The sequence below is a fragment of the Klebsiella sp. HMSC16C06 genome (assembly GCF_001808325.1).
GTDB lineage: Bacteria > Pseudomonadota > Gammaproteobacteria > Enterobacterales > Enterobacteriaceae > Klebsiella > Klebsiella variicola.
The window spans coordinates 639,797-663,390 of sequence record NZ_KV793012.1 but is presented as its reverse complement, the minus strand read 5'-3'; the positions used below and the strand labels follow the sequence as shown (position 1 = coordinate 663,390).

Below are 23,594 nucleotides of genomic sequence, written 5' to 3'. Positions count from 1 at the left end.
AGGTCGGGTAAGCGAAGCGCCACCCGACAAAACAGCGGGCATCCGCTGGCCTCACCTCATCCGGTGTTCTCCGTTGACCAGCGCTTCGCGATCGAAAAAGCGCTGGATCACACCCTCCGCCATAAACGCCGCCCGATCGGACATATGGGCGATGACGTCGGCATCGTGGCTCACCAGCAGATAGGTCATGCCGTGCTCCTGTTTCAGGCGGTTAAGCAGATTGAGAATTTCCGCCTGCACTGACATATCCAGCGCCGAGGTCGGCTCATCCAGCAGCAGGATCTGCGGGCGCAGCAGCAGGGCGCGGGCAATGGCCACGCGCTGCCGTTGCCCGCCGGAGAGCTGGTGTGGATAGCGGCGCACGGCGTCGGCGGCCAGACCCACCTGCTCAAGGGCGGTGGTCACCCTCGGGGCAACGTCGCGGATGCCGTGGATCTGCAGCGGCTCCGCCAGGGTGCGCCACAGAGTATGGTTGGGATGCAGCGAGGCGTACGGATCCTGAAACACCATCTGCACGTTGCGCCGCAGCTCGCCCTGAAAGCGGGCGCCCGGCGCGATGCCCTGGCCCAGCAGTTCTACGCTGCCGCGCCATTCGCGCTGTAATCCGGCGAGCACGCGCAAAATCGTCGATTTACCGCAGCCGGAGGCGCCGATCAGGCTGAAGGTTTCCCCGGCGTCGACACAGAAACTGGCGGCAGAGACCGCCGTCTTCGCGCCGAAAGTTACCTGCAAATCCTGAAGATTAACGATCGCCATGGGCCGTCTCCGTAAAGTCCTGGGTTCTGTCGAGGGTCGGCAGCATCTGGCCGTAGGTGTGCGCATTTGGCCGGCAGGTCCACAGGGTGCGGGTATAAGGGTGCGTCGCGCTCGGTAGCGCCCGCGCCGGCATCTCATCGACCTGTCTCCCCCGGTACATTACCAGCACGCGATCGCAATGCGCGGCCACCAGCGGCAGATCGTGGCTGATCAGTAGCATGGCCATCTGCCGCTGCGCGCACTGCTCCACCAGCAGCTCGAGGATCTGGTTACGCAGACGGGCGTCGAGGGCTGAGGTCGGCTCGTCGGCAATCAGCACTTTCGGGTTATTAAGCAGCGCGAGGGCGATCATCACCCGCTGCCCCATCCCGCCGGAGAGCTCGCCGGGATAGCGGCTGAGGACCGGCAGATCCAGACCGACGGCGGCGATGGCGTCTTTTACCGCCTCGGCGCGCGCGCGGCGGCTGAGACGCTGATGCAGGGTTAACGCCTCTTCCAGCTGCGTCTGAATGGACTGCACAGGATTTAGCGCATAGCGCGGATCCTGCAGCACCATAGCGATATCGTTGCCGCGCAGCGCGCGCCAGCCGCGGGCGCTGAGGGTTAGCACATCGCGCCCCAGCACCTCCAGCCGTTCGGCGCTCACCACCCCGGGCTTGCGCACCAGGCCCATCAGCGCCCGGGCGGTCATCGATTTGCCGGAGCCGGATTCGCCCACCAGCGCCAGCCGCTCGTTGCCGAGGGTGAAGCTGACGTTGTCCACCACCCGGGCGGTGGGGTAGTCGACGGCGAGTCCCTGGACGGTCAGTCGGATGTCAGTCATGTTGCGGCTCCAGAATATCGCGCAGGCCATCGCCCAGCAGGTTAAACGCCAGGCTGGCGAGCAGGATCGCCGCGCCGGGGATGGCAGCGATCCACCACTGGTCGAAAATCACCTGCATCCCGTCGGCAATCATCGCTCCCCACTCCGCCATCGGCGGGCGGGCGCCCAGGCCGAGAAAGCCGAGCCCGGCGGCGGCGAGGATAATGCCCGCCAGATCGAGCGCCAGCCGGACAATCGCCGACGGCAGACACAGCGGCAGAATATGGCCGATCAGCAGCCGCCAGCCGCGAATGCCCAGCATCTCCGCCGCGGCGAGGTAATCGCTATGGCGCAGGCGCTGAATTTCGCTGCGCGCCTGACGGGCGTAGGCCGGCCAGGTGGTCAGGGCTAACGCCAGCGCGCCGTTGACCAGCCCCGGGCCGAGCATCGCCACGAACGCGAAGGCGAGGATCAGCCGCGGCATCGACATCACCACGTCGGTAAACCGCATCAGTATCCGCTCCAGCCACCCGCCATAGTAACCGGAGAGGATACCTACCAGCAGCCCGACGGGCAGGGTAATGGCGGTCACCAGCGCCACCAGACCCAGCGCCGGGCGGGTGCCGTAGAGCAGGCGCGACAGCAGGTCGCGGCCGTAGCTGTCGGTGCCGAGCCAGTGTCCCGCCCCCGGCCCCTGCAGGCGGGCGGCGGCATCCTGCCAGTTGGGATCGTGCGGCGCCAGCCACGGGGCGAACAGCGCCGTCAGTACCAGCAGGATCACCAGGGTCAGGCCACTGAAGGCGGCGGGTGAGCGGCGCAGACGGCGTAAAAACAGATAAGTCGGCATCAGCGCACCCTCGGATCGGTTAACCGCACCAGCAGGTCGGTCAGGTTATTGATCAGCACAAAACTCACGCCAATCAGCAGCGTGCCGCCCATGATCGCCGTGGTATCCCCGGCGAACAGCGCGGTGGTGAGGTAGCGGCCGATCCCCGGCCACGAGAAGACGGTTTCGGTGAGCACCGCCCCTTCGAGCATGGAGGTCCAGGCGAGAGCGGTCACCGTCAGCAGAGTGCCGCGGATATTGGGCAGGACGTGGCGCAGCAAAATCGTCATCTCTCCGGCCCCTTTGGCCCGCGCCAGCAGAATGTACTCTTTGTTCATCTCGCTCAGGCAGGCGGAGCGGGTCAGGCGGGTGATGCTCGCCAGCGAGTAATAGGCCAGCACCAGCACCGGCAGCGCCAGATGGCCGATGGCATTTTTAAACGCCGCGGTATCGCCGGAGAGCCAGGTGTCGATCAGCGCAAAACCGCTGCGCGGCTCGACGGTATACTGATAAATATCGTCGAGTCGACCCGGGCCCGGCGCCCACTGCAGCCGGGCGTAGAACAGGGCCAGCATCAGCAGGCCGAGCCAGAATATCGGCACCGAGTTGCCCAACAGGGTAAAGGTGCGCACCGCAAGATCCCACGGCGAACCGGCGTAACGCGCGCACAGCACCCCGGCGACGATGCCCAGTACCGCGCCGACGATCAGCGCCAGGGTCGCCAGCTCAAGGGTCGCCGGGAAGACCGCCAGCAGATCGTGGAGCACCGGCTGGCCGGTGGCGCTGGCGATGCCAAGATCGCCATGAGCCAGGTTGACCAGGTAGTGCCAGAACTGCACCGGCAGCGGCTGGTCGAGACCCAGCTGATGGCGAACCTGGTCATAGGTCGACTGGCTGGCATGGTCGCCGACGATCTGCAGTACGCGGTCGACGGGCGACAGCGCGGAGAGCGAGAAGGTGACCAGCAACAGCCCGAACAGCGTGAGCAGCAGCGTCAACAGCCCCTGCAGCAGGCGGGTAAGGTGAGTGGAAAACGATGGCATGGAAAATGGAAATTCCTGGTATATCAACATGATTCCCGGCGGCGCGACGCCCGCCGGGCCCGGGTGGCGAAACGGTCATCCGGGCAGGCGAGGACGCTGTGCCCGGTGACATAACCCGCTTACTTGGTGACGTTATCGTACCAGACCATATCGGCGTTTAGCCCCTGCTGATAGCCCTTCACGTTGTCGCGCACCACGATCTGGGTTTTCCCCTGGTCAATAAAGACGTATGGCGAATGCTGCAGCAGGGATTCCTGCATCGTTTTGTACAGGTCGAGGCGCTTCGCCGGGTCCGGCTCCGCCACCGCGGCGAGGGTGGCTTTATTCAGCTCAGGGATCTGCCAGCCGTTGAGCCCGGCCACGGTGCTGGATTTACCATCGTTCCAGGCAAAAGCGCTGGCGTTGGAATGCGCATCAAAGTAGTCCGGGATCCACAGGCGGATCGCCGCCTGATGCTGTTTCGCGCGTACCCGGGCATAGACCTGGCTGCCGGCGGCCGGCAGCAGATCCACTTTCACCCCGCCCTGGGCAAAGCTGGCCTGCAGCGACTGGGCGATGGTGATAAACGGCGGTTTGTTCTCCACGTCGAGGGTGAAGTGGGCATCCTTAATGCCCGCTTTATCGAGGATAGCCTTAGCTTTTTGCGGGTCGAAGGTGAACGGATTGGTCTCCAGCGCCCCCGGCAGGCCGGCCGGCAGGAAGCTTTGGTGAATAAAGTACTGGCCTTTCAGCAGGTTTTTGGTGATGCCCTCATAATCGACCAGCCAGCGCGCCGCCTCCCAGAAGGCCGGATTATTCAGCAGCGGGTTGGCGCTGTTGGCGGTATTAAACACCAGATAGTTCTGCTCGGCGGACGGGATGCTCAGCACCTTCACGCCGGGTTTATCCTGCAGGGCGGCAATCTGGTCAGCGCCGAGATCGCGGGCCACGTCGGCATCCCCCTGCTGGATCAGCAGGCGGCGGGAAGCCGGGTCGGGGACGTTTTTAATAATGATGCTCTTGATCTTCGGCGCGCCGGTGGGGGAGCTGGCGTTGGCTTCCAGCACGATGGCCTGATGCGGCTGGTAGACGCGCATTTTATAGGCCCCGCTGCCCGCCGAGTGCATCTTCAGCCAGTCGTTGCCGAAGTCATTATTTTTCGCGTTCGGCGCCACCTGTTTTTCATCAACGATGGAGGCGATAGGGGTGGAGAGAATATTCAGCGCCACCGCCGGGCTGACGTCGGCGGTCCAGTGCAGCGTCAGGGTATGGTCATCAATCTTTTTCAGCTGGCTGGCGATGTTGTCCGGCTGCCAGCCGAGCACGTTGAGAATAAACGCCGGCGATTTATTCAGCGTCACCGCACGGGTGTAAGAGAAAATCACATCTTCCGGGCGCAGCGGATTACCGGAGGCGAATTTAGCATCCGGCTTCAGTTTGATGGTCAGGGTTTTCGCCGCCGGATCGGCCTGCCAGCTTTCGGCGAGGATCGGTACGATTTTTTCAGGGTTGTTGCGGTCCGGCTGCACCAGACGCTGATAGAGGCTGGGGACCGTCTGAATGCTGGAGAGTTCGTTCGCTTCCGCCGGGTCGAGGCTGACGATATCGTCGAGACCCTGGGCGACCACCAGCGTGTTGGGCGGTGTAGCGGCATGCGCGGCGGCGGTGAGCGCCGTCAATACCAGTAAAGGCAACAGTTTTTTGGTCATGTGCAATCCCTGAAAAATGGTTGTTTTAATTTTTTATGCCTCGCTACGTTAGGCCGCTTGCCAAAAGGCGTAAAGTCAAAATAAGGATATCCTTATGCTAAAAACGCATATTCAAGAACGACAGGTTATTGCCGGCCGCGCAGAAGCGTCTTTCTCCGCTTCTGGCTTCTTGCTATAACAAATCGTCTATTGCAAGGAGGTGGGTGTGCCGGAAATCAATGAGTTTGGCCAGCAGGTGAACGACCTTGTTCCTGGCTGGCAGGGGGCGCAAGTCCTGCGGCGGACGGCGTTAAATGGCCGTTTTTGTCGACTGGAGCCGCTGGACGTTGACCGTCATGCGGCGGATCTGTTTGCCGCCTATGCGCTCGGCGACAACAGCGACTGGACGTGGCTGGCGTCTACGCGGCCGGAGAGCGTGGCGGCGACCGCCCACTGGATCGCGGGTAAGGTGAATGATGATGCTCTGGTGCCGTATGCGGTGGTTGACCTGCGTAGCGAGCAGGCGGTGGGCATCGTCAGCTATATGGCGATCGAGCGGGAAATGGGCACGGTTGAGATCGGCCATGTCACCTGGTCGCGACGGATGAAAAACACCCCGCTGGGTACCGAAGCGGTCTGGCTGTTGCTGAAGAACGGCTTTGACCACGGCTATCGTCGGCTGGAGTGGAAATGCGATTCGATGAATGTCGCCTCGCGCCGGGCCGCCGAGCGGCTGGGCTTTAGCTGGGAAGGACGTCTGCGGCAGAGGCTGGTGCGTAAAGGGCGGACGCGCGACAGCGATATGCTGTCCATCATCGACGGCGAGTGGCCTGCGCGCGATGCGGCGCTGCGGGCATGGCTGGCGGCGGAGAACTTTACTGCCGACGGGCAGCAGATCAAACGCCTTGAGGCATTTCGCTAACATCAACCTATGTGGTCAAACCCCGGAACGGCACCCCGGTCGCGCTGCGCTTACCGGGGCTACGTTACATTGCCTCAGGGTAGGCCGGGCAAGGCGTAGCCGCCGCCCGGCATTGACCCGTTAACGGCGAACCGGCGCGTCGCCAGCGACATAATACGCCGCGGTGCTGCGCGGCAGCGGCTGGCGGCCACGGATAGCGTCAGCCATCTTCTCGCCGATCATAATGGTGGTGGCGTTGAGGTTGCCGGTGATGATCTGCGGCATAATCGAGGCATCGACCACCCGCACGCCTTCCAGACCGTGGACGCGGCCCTCGCCATCGACCACCGCCATCTCGTCGTAACCCATCTTACAGGTCCCGCACGGGTGGAACGCGGTCTCGGCGTGGTTGCGCACAAACTCATCCAGCTCGGCATCGCTCTGGCATTCTGTTCCCGGACTGATTTCGCGGCCGCGATACTTATCCAGCGCCGGCTGGTTCATGATTTCGCGGGTAATGCGGATGGCGTCGCGGAACTCCTGCCAGTCCTGCTCATGGGACATATAGTTAAACAGGATCGCCGGATGGGCGTGCGGATCGCGCGACTTCAGGCGCACGTGGCCGCGGCTGGGCGAACGCATTGAACCGACGTGGCACTGGAAGCCGTGCTCTTTCACCGCGTTGGAGCCATTGTAGTTAATCGCCACCGGCAGGAAGTGGTATTGAATATTTGGCCAGGCAAATTCTGCGCGGCTGCGGATAAAACCGCCCGCTTCGAACTGGTTGCTGGCGCCAATGCCGGTGCCGCCGAACAGCCACTCGGCGCCAATCTTCGGCTGGTTCCACCACTGCAGCGCCGGGTAGAGCGACACCGGCTCTTTGCATTCATATTGCAGATACATCTCCAGATGGTCCTGCAGGTTCTCACCCACGCCGGGGAGATCGTGCACCACCGGGATATCGAACTGCCTGAGCAGCTCCGGGTTACCCACGCCGGAGCGCTGCAGAATCTGCGGCGAGGCAATCGCCCCGGCGCACAGCAGCACCTCTTTGTTGGCCGTCGCTTTTGACGGGATCGTGCTTTCTCCCTCCAGCCACTCGACGCCCACCGCGCGCTTGCCGGCAAAAATAATGTGATCGGTCAGCGCATGGGTGCGGATGGTCAGGTTCGGGCGCCCTCGCGCCTGGTCGAGATAGCCGCGGGCGGTACTGGCGCGACGGCCCTGCGGCGTCACGGTGCGGTCCATCGGGCCAAAGCCTTCCTGCTGGTAGCCGTTGAGATCGTCGGTACGCGGATAGCCCGCCTGCACCCCGGCTTCAACCATCGCCTCGAAGAGCGGATTATTGCCCGGCTTCGGTGTCGTCACGCTCACCGGGCCATCGCCGCCGTGGTAGTCGTTAGGCCCGATATCGCGGGTTTCCGCTTTCCGGTAGTAGGGCAGGCAGTCGAGATAGCTCCAGTGTTCCAGACCCGGCTCTTTGGCCCAGTTATCCAGATCCATCGCGTTACCGCGAATGTAGCACATGCCGTTGATCAGCGAGGAGCCGCCGAGCCCTTTGCCGCGTCCGCACTCCATGCGGCGATGGTTCATGTACGGCTCAGGTTCGGTTTCGTAGGCCCAGTTGTAGCGTTTGCCCTGCAGCGGGTAAGCCAGCGCGGCGGGCATCTGGGTGCGGAAATCGAACCGGTAGTCCGGGCCGCCGGCTTCCAGCAGCAGGACGGTGGTGTTTGGATTTTCAGTCAGTCGTGTTGCCAGAACGTTGCCGGCGGAGCCGGCACCAATAATGATGTAGTCAAATTGCAAAAAAACCTCCCGGTTAAAATATGGACTGGAATTTACCCATCTCAACCTGGATGGACTTCACCTGGGTGTAACTCTGCAGCGTCATGACGCCATTCTCGCGGCCAATGCCGGAGTGCTTATAGCCGCCAACCGGCATCTCCGCCGGGGATTCACCCCAGCTGTTGATCCAGCAGATGCCGGCTTCCAGCTGGTGGATAAGACGGTGGGCACGGTTGAGGTTGGGCGTCACCACGCCGGCGGCGAGGCCGTATTCGGTGGCGTTGGCGCGGCGAATGACCTCCGCTTCGTCGGTATAGCTGAGGATCGACATCACCGGGCCGAAGATCTCTTCGCGCACGATGGTCATCTCGTCGTTACAGTCGGTAAACACCGTCGGGGCGACCCACGCGCCGTTATCGAAACCGTCGCCTTTCAGCGCCTCGCCGCCGCACAGCAGGCGCGCGCCTTCGCGTTTGCCGCTCTCGATATAGCGCAGAACGTTGTCGCGATGGGGGAAGCTGACCAGCGGGCCGAAGTTGGTGTCATCGGCAAACAGATCGCCGGGGCGGATGCGGCCCACGCGTTCGAGGATCTTGTGCTCGAATTCCGCCTTCTGTTTCGCCGGGACAAACACCCGGGTGCCGTTGGTGCACACCTGACCGGAGCTGTAGAAGTTGGCCATCATGGCGATATCGGCGGCGAGGTCGAGGTCGGCATCGTCGGCGATAATCAGCGGCGATTTACCGCCCAGCTCCATGGTGACCTCTTTCAGCGACGATGCCGCGGAGTTGGCCATCACTTTTTTGCCGCTGGCGACGCCGCCGGTGAAGGAGATTTTGGCGATACCCGGATGTTCAGTCAGGTACTGGCCGGTCTCCGCGCCGATCCCTGGCAGGACGTTAAACACCCCGTCCGGCAGGCCCGCTTCGCTGTAAATTTCCGCCAGCTTGAGGGCGGTCAGCGGGGTGACTTCGCTCGGTTTGAAAATCATCGCATTGCCAGCGGCCAGCGCCGGCGCCGATTTCCACAGGGCGATCTGGATCGGATAGTTCCACGCGCCGATCCCGGCTACCACCCCCAGCGGTTCGCGACGGGTATAGACGAAGGAACTATCGCGCAGCGGGATCTGGCTACCTTCCAGCGCCGGGATCAGCCCCGCGTAATACTCCAGCACGTCGGCGCCGGTGACGATATCGACGGCGGCGGTTTCGCTGAGGGGTTTCCCGGTATCCAGCGTCTCCAGCCGCGCCAGCTCATCGTTGCGCTGGCGCAGAAGGTCGACGGCGCGACGCAGGATGCGCGAGCGTTCCATGGCGGTCATCGCCGCCCAGATTTTTTGCCCACGCTGCGCGCTTTCAACGGCGCGGTCGACATCCTCGCGTCCGGCAGCCTGAACGGTCGCCAGCACCTCGCCAGTGGCAGGGTTGATGGTCTCGAAGGTACGACCGCTGGTGGCCGATGTATAACCACCATTAATATAAAGCTGCTGTTCTGCCATTCGGGACATAACGCCTCCTCGGTTATGGGTTCGGTAAATGCTGACGAATAAAGTGGCTGGTCAGCGACTGCGCCAGCGTCTTATCCAGCGGTTTTCCGCTGAGCGCCGCCCGCAGCCACAGGCCGTCTATCAGCGCCGCCAGCCCGTAGCCGGCCTCCTGCGCCTGCTCGCGCGGCAGCTCGCGGCGGAATTCGTACACCAGGTTCGACAGCAGCCGACGGCTGCTGACCTGCTGTAACCGATAAAGCATCGGCTGGTGCATGCTGCTGGCCCAAAAGGCCAGCCAGGCCTTCATCGCCGCGCTGCTGATCTGCGTCTCATCAAAGTTGCCGCCGACAATCGCCTGCAGGCGCTGGCTGGCGCTGCCGTCCGGCAGGGCGTGCAGACGGTTGAGTACCGCGTCGCGCAGCTGGCTGGTGATGTCGCGCATGGTCGCTTCCAGCAGACCATTTTTGTCTTTGAAATAGTGACTGATGATCCCCGTCGATACGCCCGCCCGTCGGGCGATCTGCGCGATGGTCGCGTCGTGCATTCCGACCTCATTTATTGCGTCCAGCGTGGCGTCGATCAGTTGCCTGCGCCGGATTGGCTGCATCCCCAGTTTGGGCATTTTTGCCACTCCATTCATCAGCGTTGGTTAACTATTAAAGCGGTTTTTGATTGGACGTTCAATATAAAATGTGTCTTAATTGTTACGTTATTGAATTTTAATAGTTACAAAAACAGTGGGGATACTGGATGACAGATCTTTCGCAAAACAGAGAAAAGGACAAAATCAATCCGGTGGTTTTTTATACCTCGGCCGGACTGATTTTGTTGTTTTCCCTGATGACGATCTTTTTTCGCGATTTTTCTGCCGAGTGGATTGGGCGCACCCTCAACTGGGTGTCGAAAACCTTCGGCTGGTACTATCTGCTGGCGGCGACGCTGTATATCGTCTTTGTCGTCTGCATTGCCTGCTCGCGCTTCGGCTCGGTGAAGCTCGGCCCGGAGCAGTCCAAGCCCGAGTTCAGCTTGCTGAGCTGGGCGGCGATGCTGTTTGCCGCCGGGATCGGTATCGACCTGATGTTCTTCTCGGTCGCCGAGCCGGTGACGCAATATATGCAGCCGCCGGAAGGGGCGGGGCAGACCATCGAGGCGGCGCGCCAGGCGATGGTCTGGACGCTGTTTCACTATGGCTTAACCGGTTGGTCAATGTATGCCCTGATGGGCATGGCGCTGGGATACTTTAGCTATCGTTATAATTTGCCGCTCACCATCCGCTCGGCGCTGTACCCGATTTTTGGCAAACGGATCAATGGACCCATCGGCCACAGCGTCGATATTGCGGCGGTGATCGGCACCATCTTCGGCATCGCCACCACCCTCGGTATCGGCGTCGTGCAGCTCAACTACGGTCTGAGCGTGCTGTTCGATATTCCGGACTCGCTGGCGGCGAAAGCGGCGCTGATTGCGCTGTCGGTGATCATCGCCACCATCTCGGTCACCTCCGGGGTGGACAAGGGCATCCGCGTGCTCTCCGAGCTGAACGTCGCCCTCGCGCTGGGGCTGATCCTGTTCGTGCTGTTCATGGGCGATACCTCCTTCCTGCTCAATGCGTTAGTGCTGAACGTCGGCGACTACGTCAATCGCTTTATGGGGATGACGCTGAACAGCTTCGCCTTCGACCGGCCGGTGGAATGGATGAATAACTGGACGCTCTTTTTCTGGGCGTGGTGGGTGGCCTGGTCGCCGTTTGTGGGCCTGTTCCTGGCGCGCATTTCGCGCGGGCGCACCATCCGCCAGTTTGTGATGGGCACCCTGATTATTCCCTTCACCTTTACCCTGCTGTGGCTATCGGTGTTCGGCAACAGCGCGCTGTATGAGATTATTCACGGCGACGCGGCCTTTGCCGAGGAGGCGATGGTCCACCCGGAACGCGGATTCTACAGCCTGCTGGCGCAGTACCCGGCGTTTACCTTTAGCGCGTCGGTGGCGACCATTACCGGTCTGCTGTTCTACGTCACCTCCGCCGACTCCGGCGCGCTGGTGCTGGGGAACTTCACCTCGAAGCTGAAGGACATCAACAGCGACGCCCCGAACTGGCTGCGCATCTTCTGGTCGGTGGCCATCGGTCTGTTGACCCTCGGGATGCTGATGACCAACGGCATCTCGGCGCTGCAGAACACCACGGTGATCATGGGTCTGCCGTTCAGCTTTGTGATTTTCTTCGTGATGGCCGGACTGTATAAATCCCTGAAAGTGGAAGATTACCGCCGGGTCAGCGCCAGTCGCGACACCGCCCCGCGTCCGATGGGCCTCCAGGATCGTCTGAGCTGGAAGAAGCGCCTGTCGCGGCTGATGAATTACCCGGGCACGCGCTATACCAAACAGATGATGGAGACGGTGTGCTACCCGGCGATGGAGGAGGTAGCCCAGGAGCTGCGGCTGCGCGGCGCCGCGGTGGAACTGAAGAGCCTGCCGCCGGAAGAGGGCGAGAACCTGGGCCACCTCGATCTGCTGGTGCACATGGGCGACGAGCAGAACTTTATCTACAAGATCTGGCCGCAGCAGTACTCGGTGCCGGGCTTTACCTATCGGGCGCGCAGCGGGAAATCCACCTATTACCGGCTGGAGACCTTCCTGCTGGAGGGCAGTCAGGGTAACGACCTGATGGACTACAGCAAAGAGCAGGTGATCACCGATATTCTCGACCAGTACGAGCGGCACCTGAACTTTATCCATCTGCATCGGGAAGCGCCGGGGAACAGCGTGATGTTCCCGGATGGCTAATCAGGGGAGCCCCCGTCGGGGAAAGGCTGACGGGGGCGACGGGCGGTTACGGGTAGTTAAAGGCGTCCGGATGGTTGTCGAGGCTGCCGCTGAGGGCGGCAAACAGCACGGTTTTGCCATCGATGGACAGGGCATCGCTGACGTTAAGCCAGGTCAGCTTCTCCTGGTCGGTTTTTTCATCGACCACCGAGTACACGCCGGACATCTGTTTGCTTTTCTCCGACCAGATCACCGCGATACGTTCATGACCGCAGTCGTGGGGTTTGCAGGCGCTTAACACCTGCCAGGATTCGCTACCCAGCTTCACCGTCTGCGCCGGTGAACCGGTGCCGCCGGTGGTTACCCAGGCGGGTAGCTGATGGCCTTTGACCATCTGGTTAAACGACGCCCGGGTGGCGGCATCGTGGGCCAGACTGTTCAACGTGACATCGCCTTGCGCCATGACGCTGGCGGAGGCGGCTAAGGTGATGATAGCGGTAAGCGCTTTAAACATGTTTCCTCCTGGACTTATTCCGTCCTCATAACAAGCCTCTTTATAGTGAGCGTAGGGAATGATTAATGCAAACTCTGACATATTTTCTGTGAATGATTAGAAGCGGTGCGCGCATGGACGTTACGCTAAGCGATATGCCATGATGCGGATAGATTTATTTTCCAAATATATGCCCTTGTGATAAAGCAGTCAGCGAAATGGCATAGTTATTCAGGCGATAAAGCATGGCGTATGTGAATCATCTACTGACGTTTATTGAGAGTAATCCGGCGCTGGCGGTGGGGTTTAATCTTATTCTGCTGCTGGTCTCCGGCATATTTGCCCATCTTTTATGCAAGTTCTTGCTGATTAAAGTGGTGCGTAAGGTCTTCTTTAGTAGCCACAAACAGGATGTGCCGCTGGAGAAGGATCGACGCATCGCCGAAAAACTGTCCAATTTCATTCCGGTTATTATCGTCTATTACGTCCTGCAGTTTATGCCGGCGATGCCGGCATCACTGGTGACGGCGATTAATACCATCTGCGGGATCTTGTTTTTTATTTTTATGTCGGTGTTTTTCAACGAGATGCTGGATATTGTCAACAGCTCTTATCTGCGAAAGACCAAACGTAAAAATCATTCCATTAAGGGCTATATCCAGATAGGCAAAATCTTAGTTCACATCCTGGCGGCGATTATGATCCTCGCCGTGATGTCGAACAAATCGCCGATCATTATTATCTCCAGTCTGGGGGCCGTGGCGGCGGTGCTGATGATCGTGTTCCAGCATACCCTGCTGTCGCTGGTGGCGAACGTTCAGTTGTCGTCTAACGACGTTCTCCAGCTGGGGGACTGGATTGAAATGCCTGACAAGAACCTCAGCGGTGAAGTGACGGATATCGCGCTGCACACCATTACCATCCGCAACTGGGACAATACCATCTCCCGCATCCCGACGAAGAATTTCCTCACCGAGACCTATACCAACTGGCAGGCGATGTTCTCCTCCGGGGCGCGGCGGATCATGCGCAGTATCGCCATCGATCAGCACTCGGTGCGTTTTCTCGACCAGGAGATGCTCTCCTCGATGCTAACCATCCGCGGGGTGAGTGAGCCTTTGGGCACGCTGCTTGACGGCCGGGATCCCGGCGGCGTGGCCGACCGCTGGTTTGTCGATAACGGGCTGACCAACCTGACCCTGTTTCGCCACTATCTGATGCACTATCTCGCCGAGCGACCGGATATTATTAAGGAGATGTACATTGTGGCGAGAACGCTGAAACCGTCGCCGTCGGGCATCCCGCTGGAGATTTACTGCTTCACCTCCTCGACGCTGTGGAAAGACTACGAAAACACCCAGTCGGCGATATTTGAGTACATTACCGCGGTGGCCGGACAGTTTTCCCTGCGACTTTATCAGTATCCCGCCGGGCACGATTTCTGGCGTCTCTCCCAGGAGCACGCCGCCCGGACGGGCCTGCCGCCGTCGGCCGAAGGCTAAGCGCTGATTTGCTGGCGCCAGAGGGCGATCTCCTCCCCCAGCCAGGCGATGAACCGGGCGACTTCCGGCCGGTTCTCCGCCTGCGGGGAGACGGTTAGCCAGTAGTGCCAGGGGTAGGGGACGGTGACGGCGGTGAGCTGCACCAGCTCGCCGCGGGCTATCGCCCCCGCCACCAGCGAGCGCCGCTCCAGCGCTACGCCGGCCCCCAGGCGGACCGCCTCCAGCACCAGATTGGAGTCGTTCAGACGCAGGCCCGCGGGGACGATCGGCTTTTCCAGTCCCGCCTGGCTGCACCAGGCATGCCAGGACTCCATGGAAAAAATAATATCGCTGGCGGCGATCGCCTGCGGGGTGGTCGGCAGGTCGCCGCTGCGATAGTGCGGCGCGGCCACCACCAGTTGTTCATCGGCAAACAGATGCCGGCTTTCCATCCCCTCCCAGTCGCCTTGCCCCATGCGAATGGCCAGATCAATACCCTCCTGTTGCAGGTTAACCACCGCCAGGCTGGTCAGCAGGCGCACCGCGATCTGCGGATGCCGCGCCTGAAAGCGCGCCAGCCGCGGCAGCAGCCAGTGGCAGCCAAAGGAGGGGAGCGTCGCCAGGGTCACTTCCAGGGTGCGGGGTTTGATCTGCACCATGCGCGTGGCGTCGGCGATGTGCTGTAACGCCTCGCGGATTTGCAGGGCATAGAGCCGTCCTTCTTCCGTGATGCGCACCCCGCGGCCGTGGCGGATAAAGAGCGTGACGCCGACCAGCGCTTCCAGCTGTTTGATGTGCTGGCTGACCGCCGAATGGGTCACGCTCAACTCGTGGGCGGCCTGCGTCACGCTGCCGAGGCGCGCCACCGCCTCAAAGCTGCGCAGGCTGGCGACAGGGGGAAAATCTGCCATGGTGGTTTCTCTGTCAGTGAGTCGATACGTTAACGTTACTACCGGGTTAGCGGTTTTTAAAGCCGCTGCAAACAGGCTGAAAAGGAGCCAAATGCTGCCTCAGTCGGTATAGCACAAGGGGAACTGGAGGGCTACCGCGAATCGCCAATCTGTTAGTTTGACTAACCATTGCGGTAAGTATCCCGTGATATTCGCGGCCTCGGTTTTCCAGTAAGGTAAAGCCGCAACCCCTTTATCGCAGGCAGGAGTGACGATGAAACTCATTGGTATGATGGATTCACCTTATGTAAGACGCGTGGCGGTTTCTCTGGCGCTCTATGGCGTGGAATTCGAGAGCCTGCCGCTCTCGGTCTTTAGCGGCTTTGACGAATTTTCCCGCATTAATCCGGTGGTCAAGGCGCCGACGGTGGTGCTCGATGACGGGACGCAGCTGATGGACTCCACGCTGATCCTCCATTATTTCGAAACGACCAATCCGACCGGGCGCCGGCTGCTTCCCGCGCAGCCTGACGCGCTGGCCCGCGATCTGCACCTGCTGGGGGTGATCCTCGCCGCCAGTGAAAAAGCGGTCCAGCATGTTTATGAGCACCGTCTGCGGCCGGAAGAGAAGCAGCATCAGCCGTGGATAGCCCGGGTGACCGGCCAACTGCTCGCCGCCTGTCGGGAATGGGACGCCCGGCTGGCAGACCGCGCCGCCGCCGCGCAGCCGGATCAGGTGCTGGTCACCAGCACGGTGGTCTGGTCCTTTATCCAGTTGATGATCCCGGCGGTGGTGTCGGCAGCGGCGTTTCCTCATATCCGCGCGCTGGCGGAGAAGGGGGAGGCGCTGCCGGCGTTTCAACAGTATCCGCTGGCTTAACGGCGGGGATGGAGAGGGGCGCCGCAGCGTGGCGCCCTGAAGCAGGAGAGGATCACCAGCAGACAAACCCGCCGTCGACCACCAGGTCTACGCCGGTGCAGAACGAGGCGGCGTCGCTGGCGAGGAACAGCGCCGGGCCGGCGATCTCTTCCACCTTCGCCATCCGCTGCATCGGCGTCTGGCTTTCAAACTCGCGGGTCTGGTGCACCATCTCCGGACGGGTATTCATCGGCGTGGCGGTATATCCCGGGCTGATGGAATTGACGCGGATCCCTTTGCCCACCCACTCCATCGCCAGGCTTTTCGACAGATGGATCACGCCGGCTTTGGAGCAGTTGTAATGTGCCTGGTCGAGGCCGCGGTTAACGATAATCCCCGACATCGAGGCGATATTGATAATCGACCCGCCGCCGGACTCCAGCATCAGTTCCGCTTCCGCTTTGCAGGAGTTCCATACGCCGGTGAGATTAATATCGATCACCCGCTGCCATTGCTCGCTCTCCATCTCCAGCGCCGGATTGGCGTTGGCGATCCCGGCGGCGTTGACGGCGATGTCGAGGCGGCCAAAGCGGTTTTTGGCCAGCGCGACGGCGGCGCGCAGGTCGGCAATCTGGCGGACATCGCCGGTATAAGAACAAGCCTGACCGCCGATGGATTCAATATGGCTGACCGTTTCCGCCAGCCCGCCGTCGTCGCGAAGATCAAAACAGACTACCCGCGCACCCGCGCTGGCGAGGCTGCAGGCGATGGTCTGGCCGATACCGCTGCCGGCGCCGGTGACGAAGGCGACGCGCCCCTGCAGGTTAAACAGCTGCTGTGCAAAATCTTTACCGATCATAATGTTTACTCTCTTCAATATAGTGTCGAACGTCGGGAGCCCTGTTTCCCGAATGGCGGCGCGTAGCGCCTTATCCGGGCAACCTTTCGGCGGTGTTACGTAGCCCCGGTAAGCGAAGCGCCACCGGGGGGCCGTCCCGGCGTGGTGGCGCCAATGCGGGACGCCTTATTCGGGCGATGGGGCCCGCTAACCCGCGGGGGATTACGACATAATCAAACCGCCATCGATATTGATGGTCTGCCCGGTGAGATAGCGCGCGTCGTCGGAGGCGAGGAAGGCCACCAGCCCGGCCACGTCTTCCGGTTTACCGGCGCGTTTCATCGGAATGCCCTCGACCCACTCGGCCATCAGTTCGCCCTTGCCGTAGCGCTTCTGCTCGGTGCTGAGAATTTCGCCCCACACGCGATCGTTGTAATCCCACATTTCGCTTTCAATAATGCCCGGGCAGAAGGCGTTGACGGTGATATTCCACGGCGCCAGCTCGTGAGCCAGGCTTTGGGTAATGCCGATCACGCCCATTTTGCTGGCGGCATAATGCGGCGTGTAGATAAAGCCCTGTCGCCCCTGGCCGGAAGAGGTATTGATCAGGCTGCCGTGATTCTGTTTCACCATATATTTGGCCGCCTCGCGGCAGCACAGCCACACGCCGGTGGTGTTGACCGCCAGCACTTTTTCGAAATCGGCTTTTGGCATCCGGTCGTAGTAATCGATGGTGATCACCCCGGCGTTCTGAATGGAGACGTCAATGGTGCCGAAGCGCGCGGCGGCCTGCTCATATAGCCCCTGAACCTGGGCTTCATCGGTGACATCGACCTGCAGCGATAAAATATCCGCCTGATAGCGCTGACGCAGGGTTTCGGCGGTCTCGTGAACGCGCTCGGCGTTGGAGACCATCACCAGATTCGCGCCGTCGCGGGCAAAGCGCTCCGCAATACCTGCGCCGATGCCGCGGCAGGCGCCGGTGATCACCACCGTTTTGTTCTGGAAATCTCGTTGCATATTTTTTCCCTTTCGCTGAGCCGGGCACCAGGCCCGGCGGAAGATGTGAATCGTTGCCGGTTAGCTGGAGGTGGCGCCGTTGGGGGGGATGGCGGCCAGTTTCTCCTCGTGGCGGCGCATCAGGATGACCTTGCTCTGCAGCTTCTGCTGGAACTGGTCGACGACCACAGCGGTGACGATCACCACGCCTTTAATCACCATCTGCCAGAAGTCGCTAACGCCCATCATCACCATGCCGTCGGCAAGGAAGACGATGACGAAGGCGCCGATAATGGACCCGGTTACCCGGCCGCGGCCGCCGGCCAGCGCAGTGCCGCCGAGCACGGTGGCGCCGATGGCGTCCATCTCAAACATGTTGCCGGTCATCGGGTGCGCGGTTTGCAGCTGTGATGCGACGATCAGGCCGACAAACGCCGCGCACAGGCCGGAGAAGGCATAGACGAATATTTTCGCTTTCACGATCGGCACGCCGGCGAGGCGGGCGGCAGACTCATTGCCGCCGATGGCGTAGATGTAGCGGCCAAGCGGCGTTTTGGTGGTCAGCCAGTAGCCCAGCACGAGGAAGCCGATCATCAGCCAGATCGGCAGATAGACGCCGAGCAGGGTGCCGGAGCCGAGGGTGGCGAAACCGGTGTTGCCCAGCGCTTCCATGCCGTTGAGATTCGGGTAGGTGCTCCCGTCGTTAAACAGCAGCGCGGAGCCGCGGGCGACGTACATCATGCCTAAGGTGCAGATAAACGGCGCCACGCCGAAGCGGGTGATCACCGCGCCGTTGACCAGACCGACCAGCACACCGAAGATCGCCACGCAGAGGATCACCTCCGGGACATTAAAGAAGAGGATATCGCCGTTCCACAGCGGCAGGCCGTTGGTCAGCAGCGCACCCGCCACCATGCCGCAGATCCCCGCCACCGCGCCGACGGACAAATCAATGCCGCCGGTGAGAATGACCAGCGTCATGCCGATGGCCAGCAGGCCGGTGATCGCCACGTGCTGGGTCATGATCAGCAGGTTAGAGGCGGTCAGGAAGTTGGGTACCATCACGCTGAAGAACGCGATCACCAGCAGGAGGGCGATAAAGGTGCGGGCCTTCAGCAGGTACATATAAATCATATATTTCTGGTTCATGATGGATTCCAGCCTGATTAATCTTGAGGTGTTGAAGCCGCGATTAACTGTTCGCGGGTCACCGCGTGACGCGGTAGATCGGCGGTAATGCGGCCATCGGCCATCACCAGGATGCGGTCGGCAAGGGCCATCACCTCATCCAGTTCCGAAGATGAGAACATCACCGCCAGCCCCTGCTGAGCCATTTTGCCGATCAGGTGATAGACGTCGGTTTTCGCGCCGACGTCGATGCCGCGCGTCGGTTCGTCGAGGAACACCACCTGCGGCTGGGTCATCAGCGCTTTACCCAGCACCACTTTTTGTTGATTGCCGCCGCTCAGCGAGGTGATGGGCAATGTGGCGTCGCTGACCTTGATCGCCAGCTGCTGGATCATCTCTTTCACGCAGGACTCTTCTTTCTGCAGATTCAACCAGCGCCAGGCGCGGCGGAACCCCTGCAGGCTGAAATCAGAGAGCGTCATGTTGGCCTGAATCGACATCATCTGCACCACGCCTTCGCCCTGACGGTCCTCCGGCACCAGCGCCAGCCCCTTTTTCAGGCGCTGTTGAAAGCGAGATTTGCCGATGCTTTCGCCGTTAAGATGCACCTCGCCGCGCTGGCAGGGCATCAAGCCCACCAGACCTTTAAACAGCTCGGTGCGTCCGGCGCCCAGCAGGCCGTAAATACCGATCACTTCGCCTTTGCTGAGGGTGAAGGTGACGTCATTGAGCTTGTAGCCGCCGCTCGGATGCAGCGCGGTCAGCCCCTTGACGTCAAGCACTGCGTCGCCTTTCGGCGCCGGTTGATAATCAAAGTGTTTTTTCTTATCACCGACCATCTGCTCGATGATCCACGGTACGCTGGCGTCGCTGACGTGACGCTCGCTGATAAAACGGCCGTCGCGGAAAATGGTGATGTTGTCGCCAATCTCCATCAGCTCTTCGAGGCGATGCGAGATATAGATGATGGTCACGCCGCGGCGTTTAAGCTGCGCGATCACCTTGAACAGCACTTTGACCTCAGACTGGCTCAGCGCCGAGGTGGGCTCGTCCATGATCAGCACCCGGGTGTCTTTCGACAGGGCGCGGGCAATCTCGACTAACTGCTGGTGGCCGATACCGAGTTCACCCAGCGGAGCGTAAGGATCGACATCCAGCTCCAGCCGTTCCAGCAGCGATTTGGCCAGCGCGTACTGGTATTTTTCGTTAATGCGTCCTTTCTGAAAGAATTCATTCGCCATGAAGATGTTGTCCATCACATTCATATTGGGGAATAAATTCAGTTCCTGAAAAATAATACTGATGCCCAGTTTTTCTGCCTGATGCGTCGACTGTAATGAAACCGCTTCGCCATCGAGAATAATTTGCCCGGAAGAGGGCGTTTCCACACCGGCAAGCATTTTCATCATGGTGGATTTACCCGCACCATTTTCTCCGATCAGCACGTTGACCTTATTTCGATAGACCCGGTAATTGACATTATCCAGGGCGGTCACGCCGGGATAGACGCGCGACAGGCCGCGGGTTTCGATAATCACTTCGGACTCAACGGGCTGGGGAGCGACGAGATCGTGCGGCGCCATATTATTGTCCCCCCGCATGAATGATTTTCGCCGGGGTAATTTCCGGGAGAGTTTGCGGAATATCCCAGGCCGAGAAGACGCCGTACACCTCCACGCTGTCGCCGGTTTTGACGTTGGCTGTCTGAATCATTTTGACCGCCTGACTGTTGATATTCTTGCTGTACTCGCCGAACAGCACCTGGTCATTAAAGTCCTGATAGCTGGCGCCGCTGTAGCCGTCGCGCAGCTGGGTGCCGCGCAGGGTAGGGCCAATCTGCACCGTCACCTTGCCGACGCTGGCGTCGGACAGGGTCATTTTGCCGCTGCGCGAGGCGGTATCGAGTTTGCTGACGGTGCCTGAAACCTTGACGTAGAAGATGCAGGGGTTTTCATCCTGCGCACGGTAGCCGAGGGTTTTACAGGCGCTATCAATGTCTTTTGCCGCCTTGAGCGCGCTCATCAGTTCCGCCGCCGGACGCGCTTTCGTCACCACCTGCGGTACGATGCTCTGCTGCCAGGTTTTATCCATATTCGCCATATGCGGGTTGGGCGGGGATTTCAGGTCTGCCAGCTCCTGCTGCGAGACGATGCGACAGCCCCCTAGCGCCAGTACGGCCAGCGTCAGACAGGTTTTCTTAAACATAATGCTCTCCTCTGCGCCCCCGCGGGGGCGCAACCACCCGAACTCAGGACTTAATGTTGAAATCCTGGACTTTATCGGCGTTATCCTGGGTAATCAGAATGCCGCGGAACATCACGCGCTGCTTCGCCGGCTTCTCGCCTTTTTGCAGGTAGTTATCCAGATCGGTGACGCCCTGAGCGGCGATGGCCTGCGCCTGCAGCATCACGGTTGCCTGCAGGGTGCCGGCTTTCACGGCGTCGCGCTCATCGTTGCTGCCGTCGATGCCGACGACGATCACATCGCTACGGTTGGCTGCTTTCAGCGCCGCAATCGCGCCGAGGGCTACCGGCCCGTTGCCACAGATGACGCCTTTCACGTCGGGGTGAGCCTGCAGGATGCTGTCCATGATGCGTTTGCCGTCGATCAGGGTGCCTTTGGCATCCTGTTTCGCCACGCTGACCATATCCGGATACTGGTCAATGACCTGATGGAAAGATTTAGAACGGGTGACGCAGTTATTATCGGCGAGGTTGCAGGTCAGCTCGGCGTATTTGCCTTTCTCCGCCATTTTTTCCACGAAGACGTTGGCGACCTCAGAGCCGGCCTGGAAGTTATTGTGGGTAATTTGTTCCAGCGCCACATCATCAACCGGAATTTCGCGGTTAATTAAGACCACCGGAATGCCGGCTTTTTTGGCTTTTTCAATGGCGGCGACGCTGGCGGTGGAATCAGCGTTATCGAGAATAATGCCCTGCACTTTTTTACCAATCGCGGTGTCGATAAGCTCATTCTGCTTTTTGACATCTTCGCCATGGGACAGCACGGTAGTTTTATAGCCGAGCGCCTGGGCTTTTTCGCTGGCGCCTTTGGCTTCCGAGGCGTAATACGGGTTATCCAGCGAGTTGACCATGATCATAATGGTGCCTTTCTCCGCGGCGTGCGCGGCAAAGGAGAAGGCGGTCAGGGTAGCAGCGGTTAAAAGGGTTATACGTAATTTCATGACTCTGTTCCTGTATTTTTATATTCGAACAAATGAGCCCCTGAGCGGGCAGGCTTTTACGGTCTGAAATTTCCCCTGATGTATTCAGGGATAGCGATATCGTTATGGGCCGGGTTTCTCCTGTGATAAGTGAATGCGTGTCGTCGCGCAGTCTGGCGGTCAGGCTGGCGAGTCCGGTTTCCATAATGTTCGGTCGACCGCATGGCGCCACTCCTGCCAGCGCGTTTGTAAACGCTGGTGGCGGGCCATGTCGGGCTGAAAGGTGCTGTGTTCGGTTAAGAAGGCCTGCAGATCGGCGGTCGACCCAGGATGGAGCGCTTTGCGCGCCAGCAACGCCGCGCCGATGGCGGACAGCTCCGGCACGTCGCTGCGCATCACCGGGCAGCCGAGCAGATCGGCCTGGTATTGCATCAGCCAGTCATTGTTGGTCGGCCCGCCGTCCACCATCAACGCCGTCAGGGTGAACTCCTCATGCTGACGCATCGCTACCACCACGTCGGCTATCTGATAGGTGATGGACTCCAGCGCCGCACGGATCAGATGCGCGCGTTTCACCCCGCGACTCAGGCCGCAAATCAAGCCGCGGGCGCTGTCGTCCCACCAGGGCGCGCCAAGACCGGTCAGCGCCGGCACGAAGTAGACCCCGAGGGTTGAGTCGACGGAGGCGGGGAGGGTATTCAGCTCATGGGCCAGCTCGGCGGCAGAGAGTTCGCTCAGTCCGGTGCTGTCCGCCATCCAGGCGACGGCATCGCCGGTGTGGGGAATATTCCCTTCCAGGCCCCACACCAGCTGGTCGCCATCGTGCCAGGCTACAGTGGTCGCCAGCGCGTCGATATCGCACTGGGCCGATTTGACTGGGGCCATGACCGAAGAGCCGGTGCCGTAGGTGGCTTTGACGCAGCCTGCCTCGCCGAGCGCGTGGCCGAACAGTGCCGCGTGGGAGTCGCCGATCATCGCCATGATCGGAATACCGTCCGGAATGGCGGCCAGTCCTCTGGTATGGCCGAAGAGGCCGCTCGACGGTTTAATGTCCGGCAACGCCGCGCGCGGAATGCCGAACAGCGCCAGCATCTCGTCGTCCCACTCGCCGCGGTGCAGGTTCAGCAGCTGGGTGCGGGCGGCATTGGAGTAGTCGCAGCAGAAGGCTTCTCCAGCGGTCAGATTCCACAGCAGCCAGCTGTCGATGGTGCCGAGGCAAATCTCACCGCGTTCGGCGCGCAGGTGGCCATCGACAGTCGCATCCAGCAGCCAGCGCATTTTGGAGGCCGAGAACAGCGGGGCGATTGGCAGGCCGGTGGCACGCTTAATGTGCTGTTCCTGACGATCGTGACGCAGTGTGTCGCAGAACGCGGCGCTGCGGGTGCATTGCCAGGTAATGGCCGCGTTAATCGGTTCGCCGCTGTCGCGATACCAGCCGATGGCGGTTTCCCGCTGGTTGCTGATGGCCAGCGCGGCGACGTTTTCCGCGCCAACGTGGGCCACCGCGCTGGCGATCACCGTCAGTGAGGCGGTCACCAGCGCTTCGCCCGATTGCTCCACCCAGCCGTCGCGCGGCGTTTGGATCGCCAGCGGCTGCGAGAATTTGACGATAACTTTGCCCCGGCTATCCAGCACCACCGCTTTGGCGTTGGTGGTGCCTTCATCCAGGGCAATGATGAACTCTTTTGCTGTCGCCTGCATCGTGCTCTCCTCG

The 23,594-nt window shown here is 60.8% G+C and carries 21 protein-coding genes; 4 read left to right on the top strand and 17 right to left on the bottom strand.

Features of this window, described 5'->3' with window-relative positions; all coding sequences use genetic code 11:
* Nucleotides 1-51: 51 nt before the first annotated feature.
* From HMPREF3142_RS21975 to HMPREF3142_RS21955, 5 genes are all read right to left on the bottom strand, one after another.
* Nucleotides 52-756 carry an ABC transporter ATP-binding protein gene (locus HMPREF3142_RS21975; protein WP_022064788.1) on the bottom strand — a complete coding sequence of 235 codons (705 nt, stop codon included), beginning with the start codon at nucleotides 754-756 and terminating at the stop codon, nucleotides 52-54.
* Entirely contained in the window at nucleotides 743-1,579 is an 837-nt protein-coding gene (locus HMPREF3142_RS21970; protein ID WP_060619275.1) for an ABC transporter ATP-binding protein, read from the bottom strand. Before HMPREF3142_RS21970 ends, HMPREF3142_RS21975 begins: the two co-directional genes overlap by 14 nt.
* Nucleotides 1,572-2,405, bottom strand: a complete 834-nt coding sequence (locus HMPREF3142_RS21965) for an ABC transporter permease (protein ID WP_008805558.1) — start codon at nucleotides 2,403-2,405, stop codon at nucleotides 1,572-1,574. The genes HMPREF3142_RS21970 and HMPREF3142_RS21965 overlap by 8 nt, the downstream gene beginning before the upstream one ends.
* Nucleotides 2,405-3,427, bottom strand: coding sequence for an ABC transporter permease (locus HMPREF3142_RS21960; protein ID WP_008805559.1), 1,023 nt, complete (start codon nucleotides 3,425-3,427; stop codon nucleotides 2,405-2,407). Before HMPREF3142_RS21960 ends, HMPREF3142_RS21965 begins: the two co-directional genes overlap by 1 nt.
* A 119-nt stretch (nucleotides 3,428-3,546) precedes the next feature.
* Entirely contained in the window at nucleotides 3,547-5,115 is a 1,569-nt protein-coding gene (locus tag HMPREF3142_RS21955; RefSeq protein ID WP_008805560.1) for an ABC transporter substrate-binding protein, read from the bottom strand.
* A 205-nt stretch (nucleotides 5,116-5,320) separates the two neighbouring features.
* Here HMPREF3142_RS21955 and HMPREF3142_RS21950 point away from each other — a divergent pair, with 205 nt between their 5' ends.
* Nucleotides 5,321-6,016, top strand: a complete 696-nt coding sequence (locus HMPREF3142_RS21950; RefSeq protein WP_008805561.1) for a GNAT family N-acetyltransferase — start codon at nucleotides 5,321-5,323, stop codon at nucleotides 6,014-6,016.
* A gap of 120 nt (nucleotides 6,017-6,136) precedes the next feature.
* Here the strand turns inward: HMPREF3142_RS21950 and betA are convergent, their stop codons facing one another.
* Genes betA through betI form a run of 3 tightly spaced genes read right to left on the bottom strand, consistent with a single transcriptional unit; the run spans nucleotide 6,137 to nucleotide 9,888 of the window.
* The gene (gene betA, locus HMPREF3142_RS21945; RefSeq protein WP_048267632.1) at nucleotides 6,137-7,801 is read right to left on the bottom strand and encodes a choline dehydrogenase; all 1,665 of its coding nucleotides are present in this window, start codon (nucleotides 7,799-7,801) and stop codon (nucleotides 6,137-6,139) included.
* 13 nt (nucleotides 7,802-7,814) lie between these two features.
* Nucleotides 7,815-9,287, bottom strand: coding sequence for a betaine-aldehyde dehydrogenase (gene betB / locus HMPREF3142_RS21940; protein WP_032729569.1), 1,473 nt, complete (start codon nucleotides 9,285-9,287; stop codon nucleotides 7,815-7,817).
* Between the two features lie 13 nt (nucleotides 9,288-9,300).
* On the bottom strand, nucleotides 9,301-9,888 hold the full coding sequence (gene betI, locus HMPREF3142_RS21935; RefSeq protein WP_004151671.1) for a transcriptional regulator BetI: 588 nt from the start codon (nucleotides 9,886-9,888) through the stop codon (nucleotides 9,301-9,303).
* A 128-nt stretch (nucleotides 9,889-10,016) separates the two neighbouring features.
* Here betI and betT point away from each other — a divergent pair, with 128 nt between their 5' ends.
* Nucleotides 10,017-12,050: a choline BCCT transporter BetT gene (betT, locus tag HMPREF3142_RS21930; protein WP_008805564.1), complete on the top strand. Its 2,034-nt coding sequence runs from the start codon at nucleotides 10,017-10,019 to the stop codon at nucleotides 12,048-12,050.
* 46 nt (nucleotides 12,051-12,096) lie between these two features.
* On the opposite strand, the gene ivy is transcribed toward betT, so the two are convergent.
* Nucleotides 12,097-12,543, bottom strand: coding sequence for an Ivy family C-type lysozyme inhibitor (ivy, locus tag HMPREF3142_RS21925; RefSeq protein WP_023322205.1), 447 nt, complete (start codon nucleotides 12,541-12,543; stop codon nucleotides 12,097-12,099).
* A 224-nt stretch (nucleotides 12,544-12,767) separates the two neighbouring features.
* On the opposite strand from ivy, the gene HMPREF3142_RS21920 reads away from it, so the two are divergent.
* On the top strand, nucleotides 12,768-14,024 hold the full coding sequence (locus HMPREF3142_RS21920) for a mechanosensitive ion channel family protein (protein ID WP_008805566.1): 1,257 nt from the start codon (nucleotides 12,768-12,770) through the stop codon (nucleotides 14,022-14,024).
* Here HMPREF3142_RS21920 and HMPREF3142_RS21915 read toward each other — a convergent pair.
* Nucleotides 14,021-14,914 (bottom strand): LysR substrate-binding domain-containing protein, encoded by an 894-nt coding sequence (locus HMPREF3142_RS21915; protein WP_023322206.1) that lies wholly within the window; start codon nucleotides 14,912-14,914, stop codon nucleotides 14,021-14,023. The genes HMPREF3142_RS21920 and HMPREF3142_RS21915 overlap by 4 nt on opposite strands.
* 253 nt (nucleotides 14,915-15,167) lie before the next feature.
* On the opposite strand from HMPREF3142_RS21915, the gene HMPREF3142_RS21910 reads away from it, so the two are divergent.
* Nucleotides 15,168-15,773, top strand: coding sequence for a glutathione S-transferase family protein (locus HMPREF3142_RS21910; RefSeq protein ID WP_048267636.1), 606 nt, complete (start codon nucleotides 15,168-15,170; stop codon nucleotides 15,771-15,773).
* Between the two features lie 52 nt (nucleotides 15,774-15,825).
* Here HMPREF3142_RS21910 and HMPREF3142_RS21905 read toward each other — a convergent pair whose 3' ends face one another.
* The 7 genes from HMPREF3142_RS21905 to HMPREF3142_RS21875 all read right to left on the bottom strand — a co-directional run bounded on the left by HMPREF3142_RS21905 (nucleotide 15,826) and on the right by HMPREF3142_RS21875 (nucleotide 23,581).
* Nucleotides 15,826-16,611 carry an SDR family oxidoreductase gene (locus HMPREF3142_RS21905; protein ID WP_047666056.1) on the bottom strand — a complete coding sequence of 262 codons (786 nt, stop codon included), beginning with the start codon at nucleotides 16,609-16,611 and terminating at the stop codon, nucleotides 15,826-15,828.
* Between the two features lie 201 nt (nucleotides 16,612-16,812).
* Nucleotides 16,813-17,610, bottom strand: coding sequence for an SDR family oxidoreductase (locus HMPREF3142_RS21900; RefSeq protein WP_002893589.1), 798 nt, complete (start codon nucleotides 17,608-17,610; stop codon nucleotides 16,813-16,815).
* A 60-nt stretch (nucleotides 17,611-17,670) separates the two neighbouring features.
* Nucleotides 17,671-18,738 carry an ABC transporter permease gene (locus HMPREF3142_RS21895; RefSeq protein ID WP_002893591.1) on the bottom strand — a complete coding sequence of 356 codons (1,068 nt, stop codon included), beginning with the start codon at nucleotides 18,736-18,738 and terminating at the stop codon, nucleotides 17,671-17,673.
* A gap of 17 nt (nucleotides 18,739-18,755) precedes the next feature.
* A complete protein-coding gene (locus tag HMPREF3142_RS21890; protein WP_070612586.1) occupies nucleotides 18,756-20,300 on the bottom strand; it encodes a sugar ABC transporter ATP-binding protein in 1,545 nt (514 codons plus the stop codon).
* Between the two features lies 1 nt (nucleotide 20,301).
* Nucleotides 20,302-20,922, bottom strand: a complete 621-nt coding sequence (locus tag HMPREF3142_RS21885; RefSeq protein ID WP_004176927.1) for a DUF2291 family protein — start codon at nucleotides 20,920-20,922, stop codon at nucleotides 20,302-20,304.
* 43 nt (nucleotides 20,923-20,965) lie between these two features.
* Nucleotides 20,966-21,901: a D-ribose ABC transporter substrate-binding protein gene (locus HMPREF3142_RS21880; protein ID WP_004176926.1), complete on the bottom strand. Its 936-nt coding sequence runs from the start codon at nucleotides 21,899-21,901 to the stop codon at nucleotides 20,966-20,968.
* Between the two features lie 159 nt (nucleotides 21,902-22,060).
* Complete coding sequence (locus HMPREF3142_RS21875) at nucleotides 22,061-23,581, bottom strand: FGGY family carbohydrate kinase (RefSeq protein ID WP_070612568.1); 1,521 nt, start codon at nucleotides 23,579-23,581, stop codon at nucleotides 22,061-22,063.
* Nucleotides 23,582-23,594 lie beyond the last annotated feature (13 nt).

Bases quoted from the DNA above. Each gene is read 5' to 3' on its own strand.
- HMPREF3142_RS21975 (WP_022064788.1), bottom strand. From the start codon at position 756: ATGGCGATCGTTAATCTTCAGGATTTGCAGGTAACTTTCGGCGCGAAG.
- HMPREF3142_RS21970 (WP_060619275.1), bottom strand. From the start codon at position 1,579: ATGACTGACATCCGACTGACCGTCCAGGGACTCGCCGTCGACTACCCC.
- HMPREF3142_RS21965 (WP_008805558.1), bottom strand. From the start codon at position 2,405: ATGCCGACTTATCTGTTTTTACGCCGTCTGCGCCGCTCACCCGCCGCC.
- HMPREF3142_RS21960 (WP_008805559.1), bottom strand. From the start codon at position 3,427: ATGCCATCGTTTTCCACTCACCTTACCCGCCTGCTGCAGGGGCTGTTG.
- HMPREF3142_RS21955 (WP_008805560.1), bottom strand. From the start codon at position 5,115: ATGACCAAAAAACTGTTGCCTTTACTGGTATTGACGGCGCTCACCGCC.
- betB (WP_032729569.1), bottom strand. From the start codon at position 9,287: ATGTCCCGAATGGCAGAACAGCAGCTTTATATTAATGGTGGTTATACA.
- betI (WP_004151671.1), bottom strand. From the start codon at position 9,888: ATGCCCAAACTGGGGATGCAGCCAATCCGGCGCAGGCAACTGATCGAC.
- betT (WP_008805564.1), top strand. From the start codon at position 10,017: ATGACAGATCTTTCGCAAAACAGAGAAAAGGACAAAATCAATCCGGTG.
- ivy (WP_023322205.1), bottom strand. From the start codon at position 12,543: ATGTTTAAAGCGCTTACCGCTATCATCACCTTAGCCGCCTCCGCCAGC.
- HMPREF3142_RS21920 (WP_008805566.1), top strand. From the start codon at position 12,768: ATGGCGTATGTGAATCATCTACTGACGTTTATTGAGAGTAATCCGGCG.
- HMPREF3142_RS21915 (WP_023322206.1), bottom strand. From the start codon at position 14,914: ATGGCAGATTTTCCCCCTGTCGCCAGCCTGCGCAGCTTTGAGGCGGTG.
- HMPREF3142_RS21910 (WP_048267636.1), top strand. From the start codon at position 15,168: ATGAAACTCATTGGTATGATGGATTCACCTTATGTAAGACGCGTGGCG.
- HMPREF3142_RS21905 (WP_047666056.1), bottom strand. From the start codon at position 16,611: ATGATCGGTAAAGATTTTGCACAGCAGCTGTTTAACCTGCAGGGGCGC.
- HMPREF3142_RS21900 (WP_002893589.1), bottom strand. From the start codon at position 17,610: ATGCAACGAGATTTCCAGAACAAAACGGTGGTGATCACCGGCGCCTGC.
- HMPREF3142_RS21895 (WP_002893591.1), bottom strand. From the start codon at position 18,738: ATGAACCAGAAATATATGATTTATATGTACCTGCTGAAGGCCCGCACC.
- HMPREF3142_RS21890 (WP_070612586.1), bottom strand. From the start codon at position 20,300: ATGGCGCCGCACGATCTCGTCGCTCCCCAGCCCGTTGAGTCCGAAGTG.
- HMPREF3142_RS21885 (WP_004176927.1), bottom strand. From the start codon at position 20,922: ATGTTTAAGAAAACCTGTCTGACGCTGGCCGTACTGGCGCTAGGGGGC.
- HMPREF3142_RS21880 (WP_004176926.1), bottom strand. From the start codon at position 21,901: ATGAAATTACGTATAACCCTTTTAACCGCTGCTACCCTGACCGCCTTC.
- HMPREF3142_RS21875 (WP_070612568.1), bottom strand. From the start codon at position 23,581: ATGCAGGCGACAGCAAAAGAGTTCATCATTGCCCTGGATGAAGGCACC.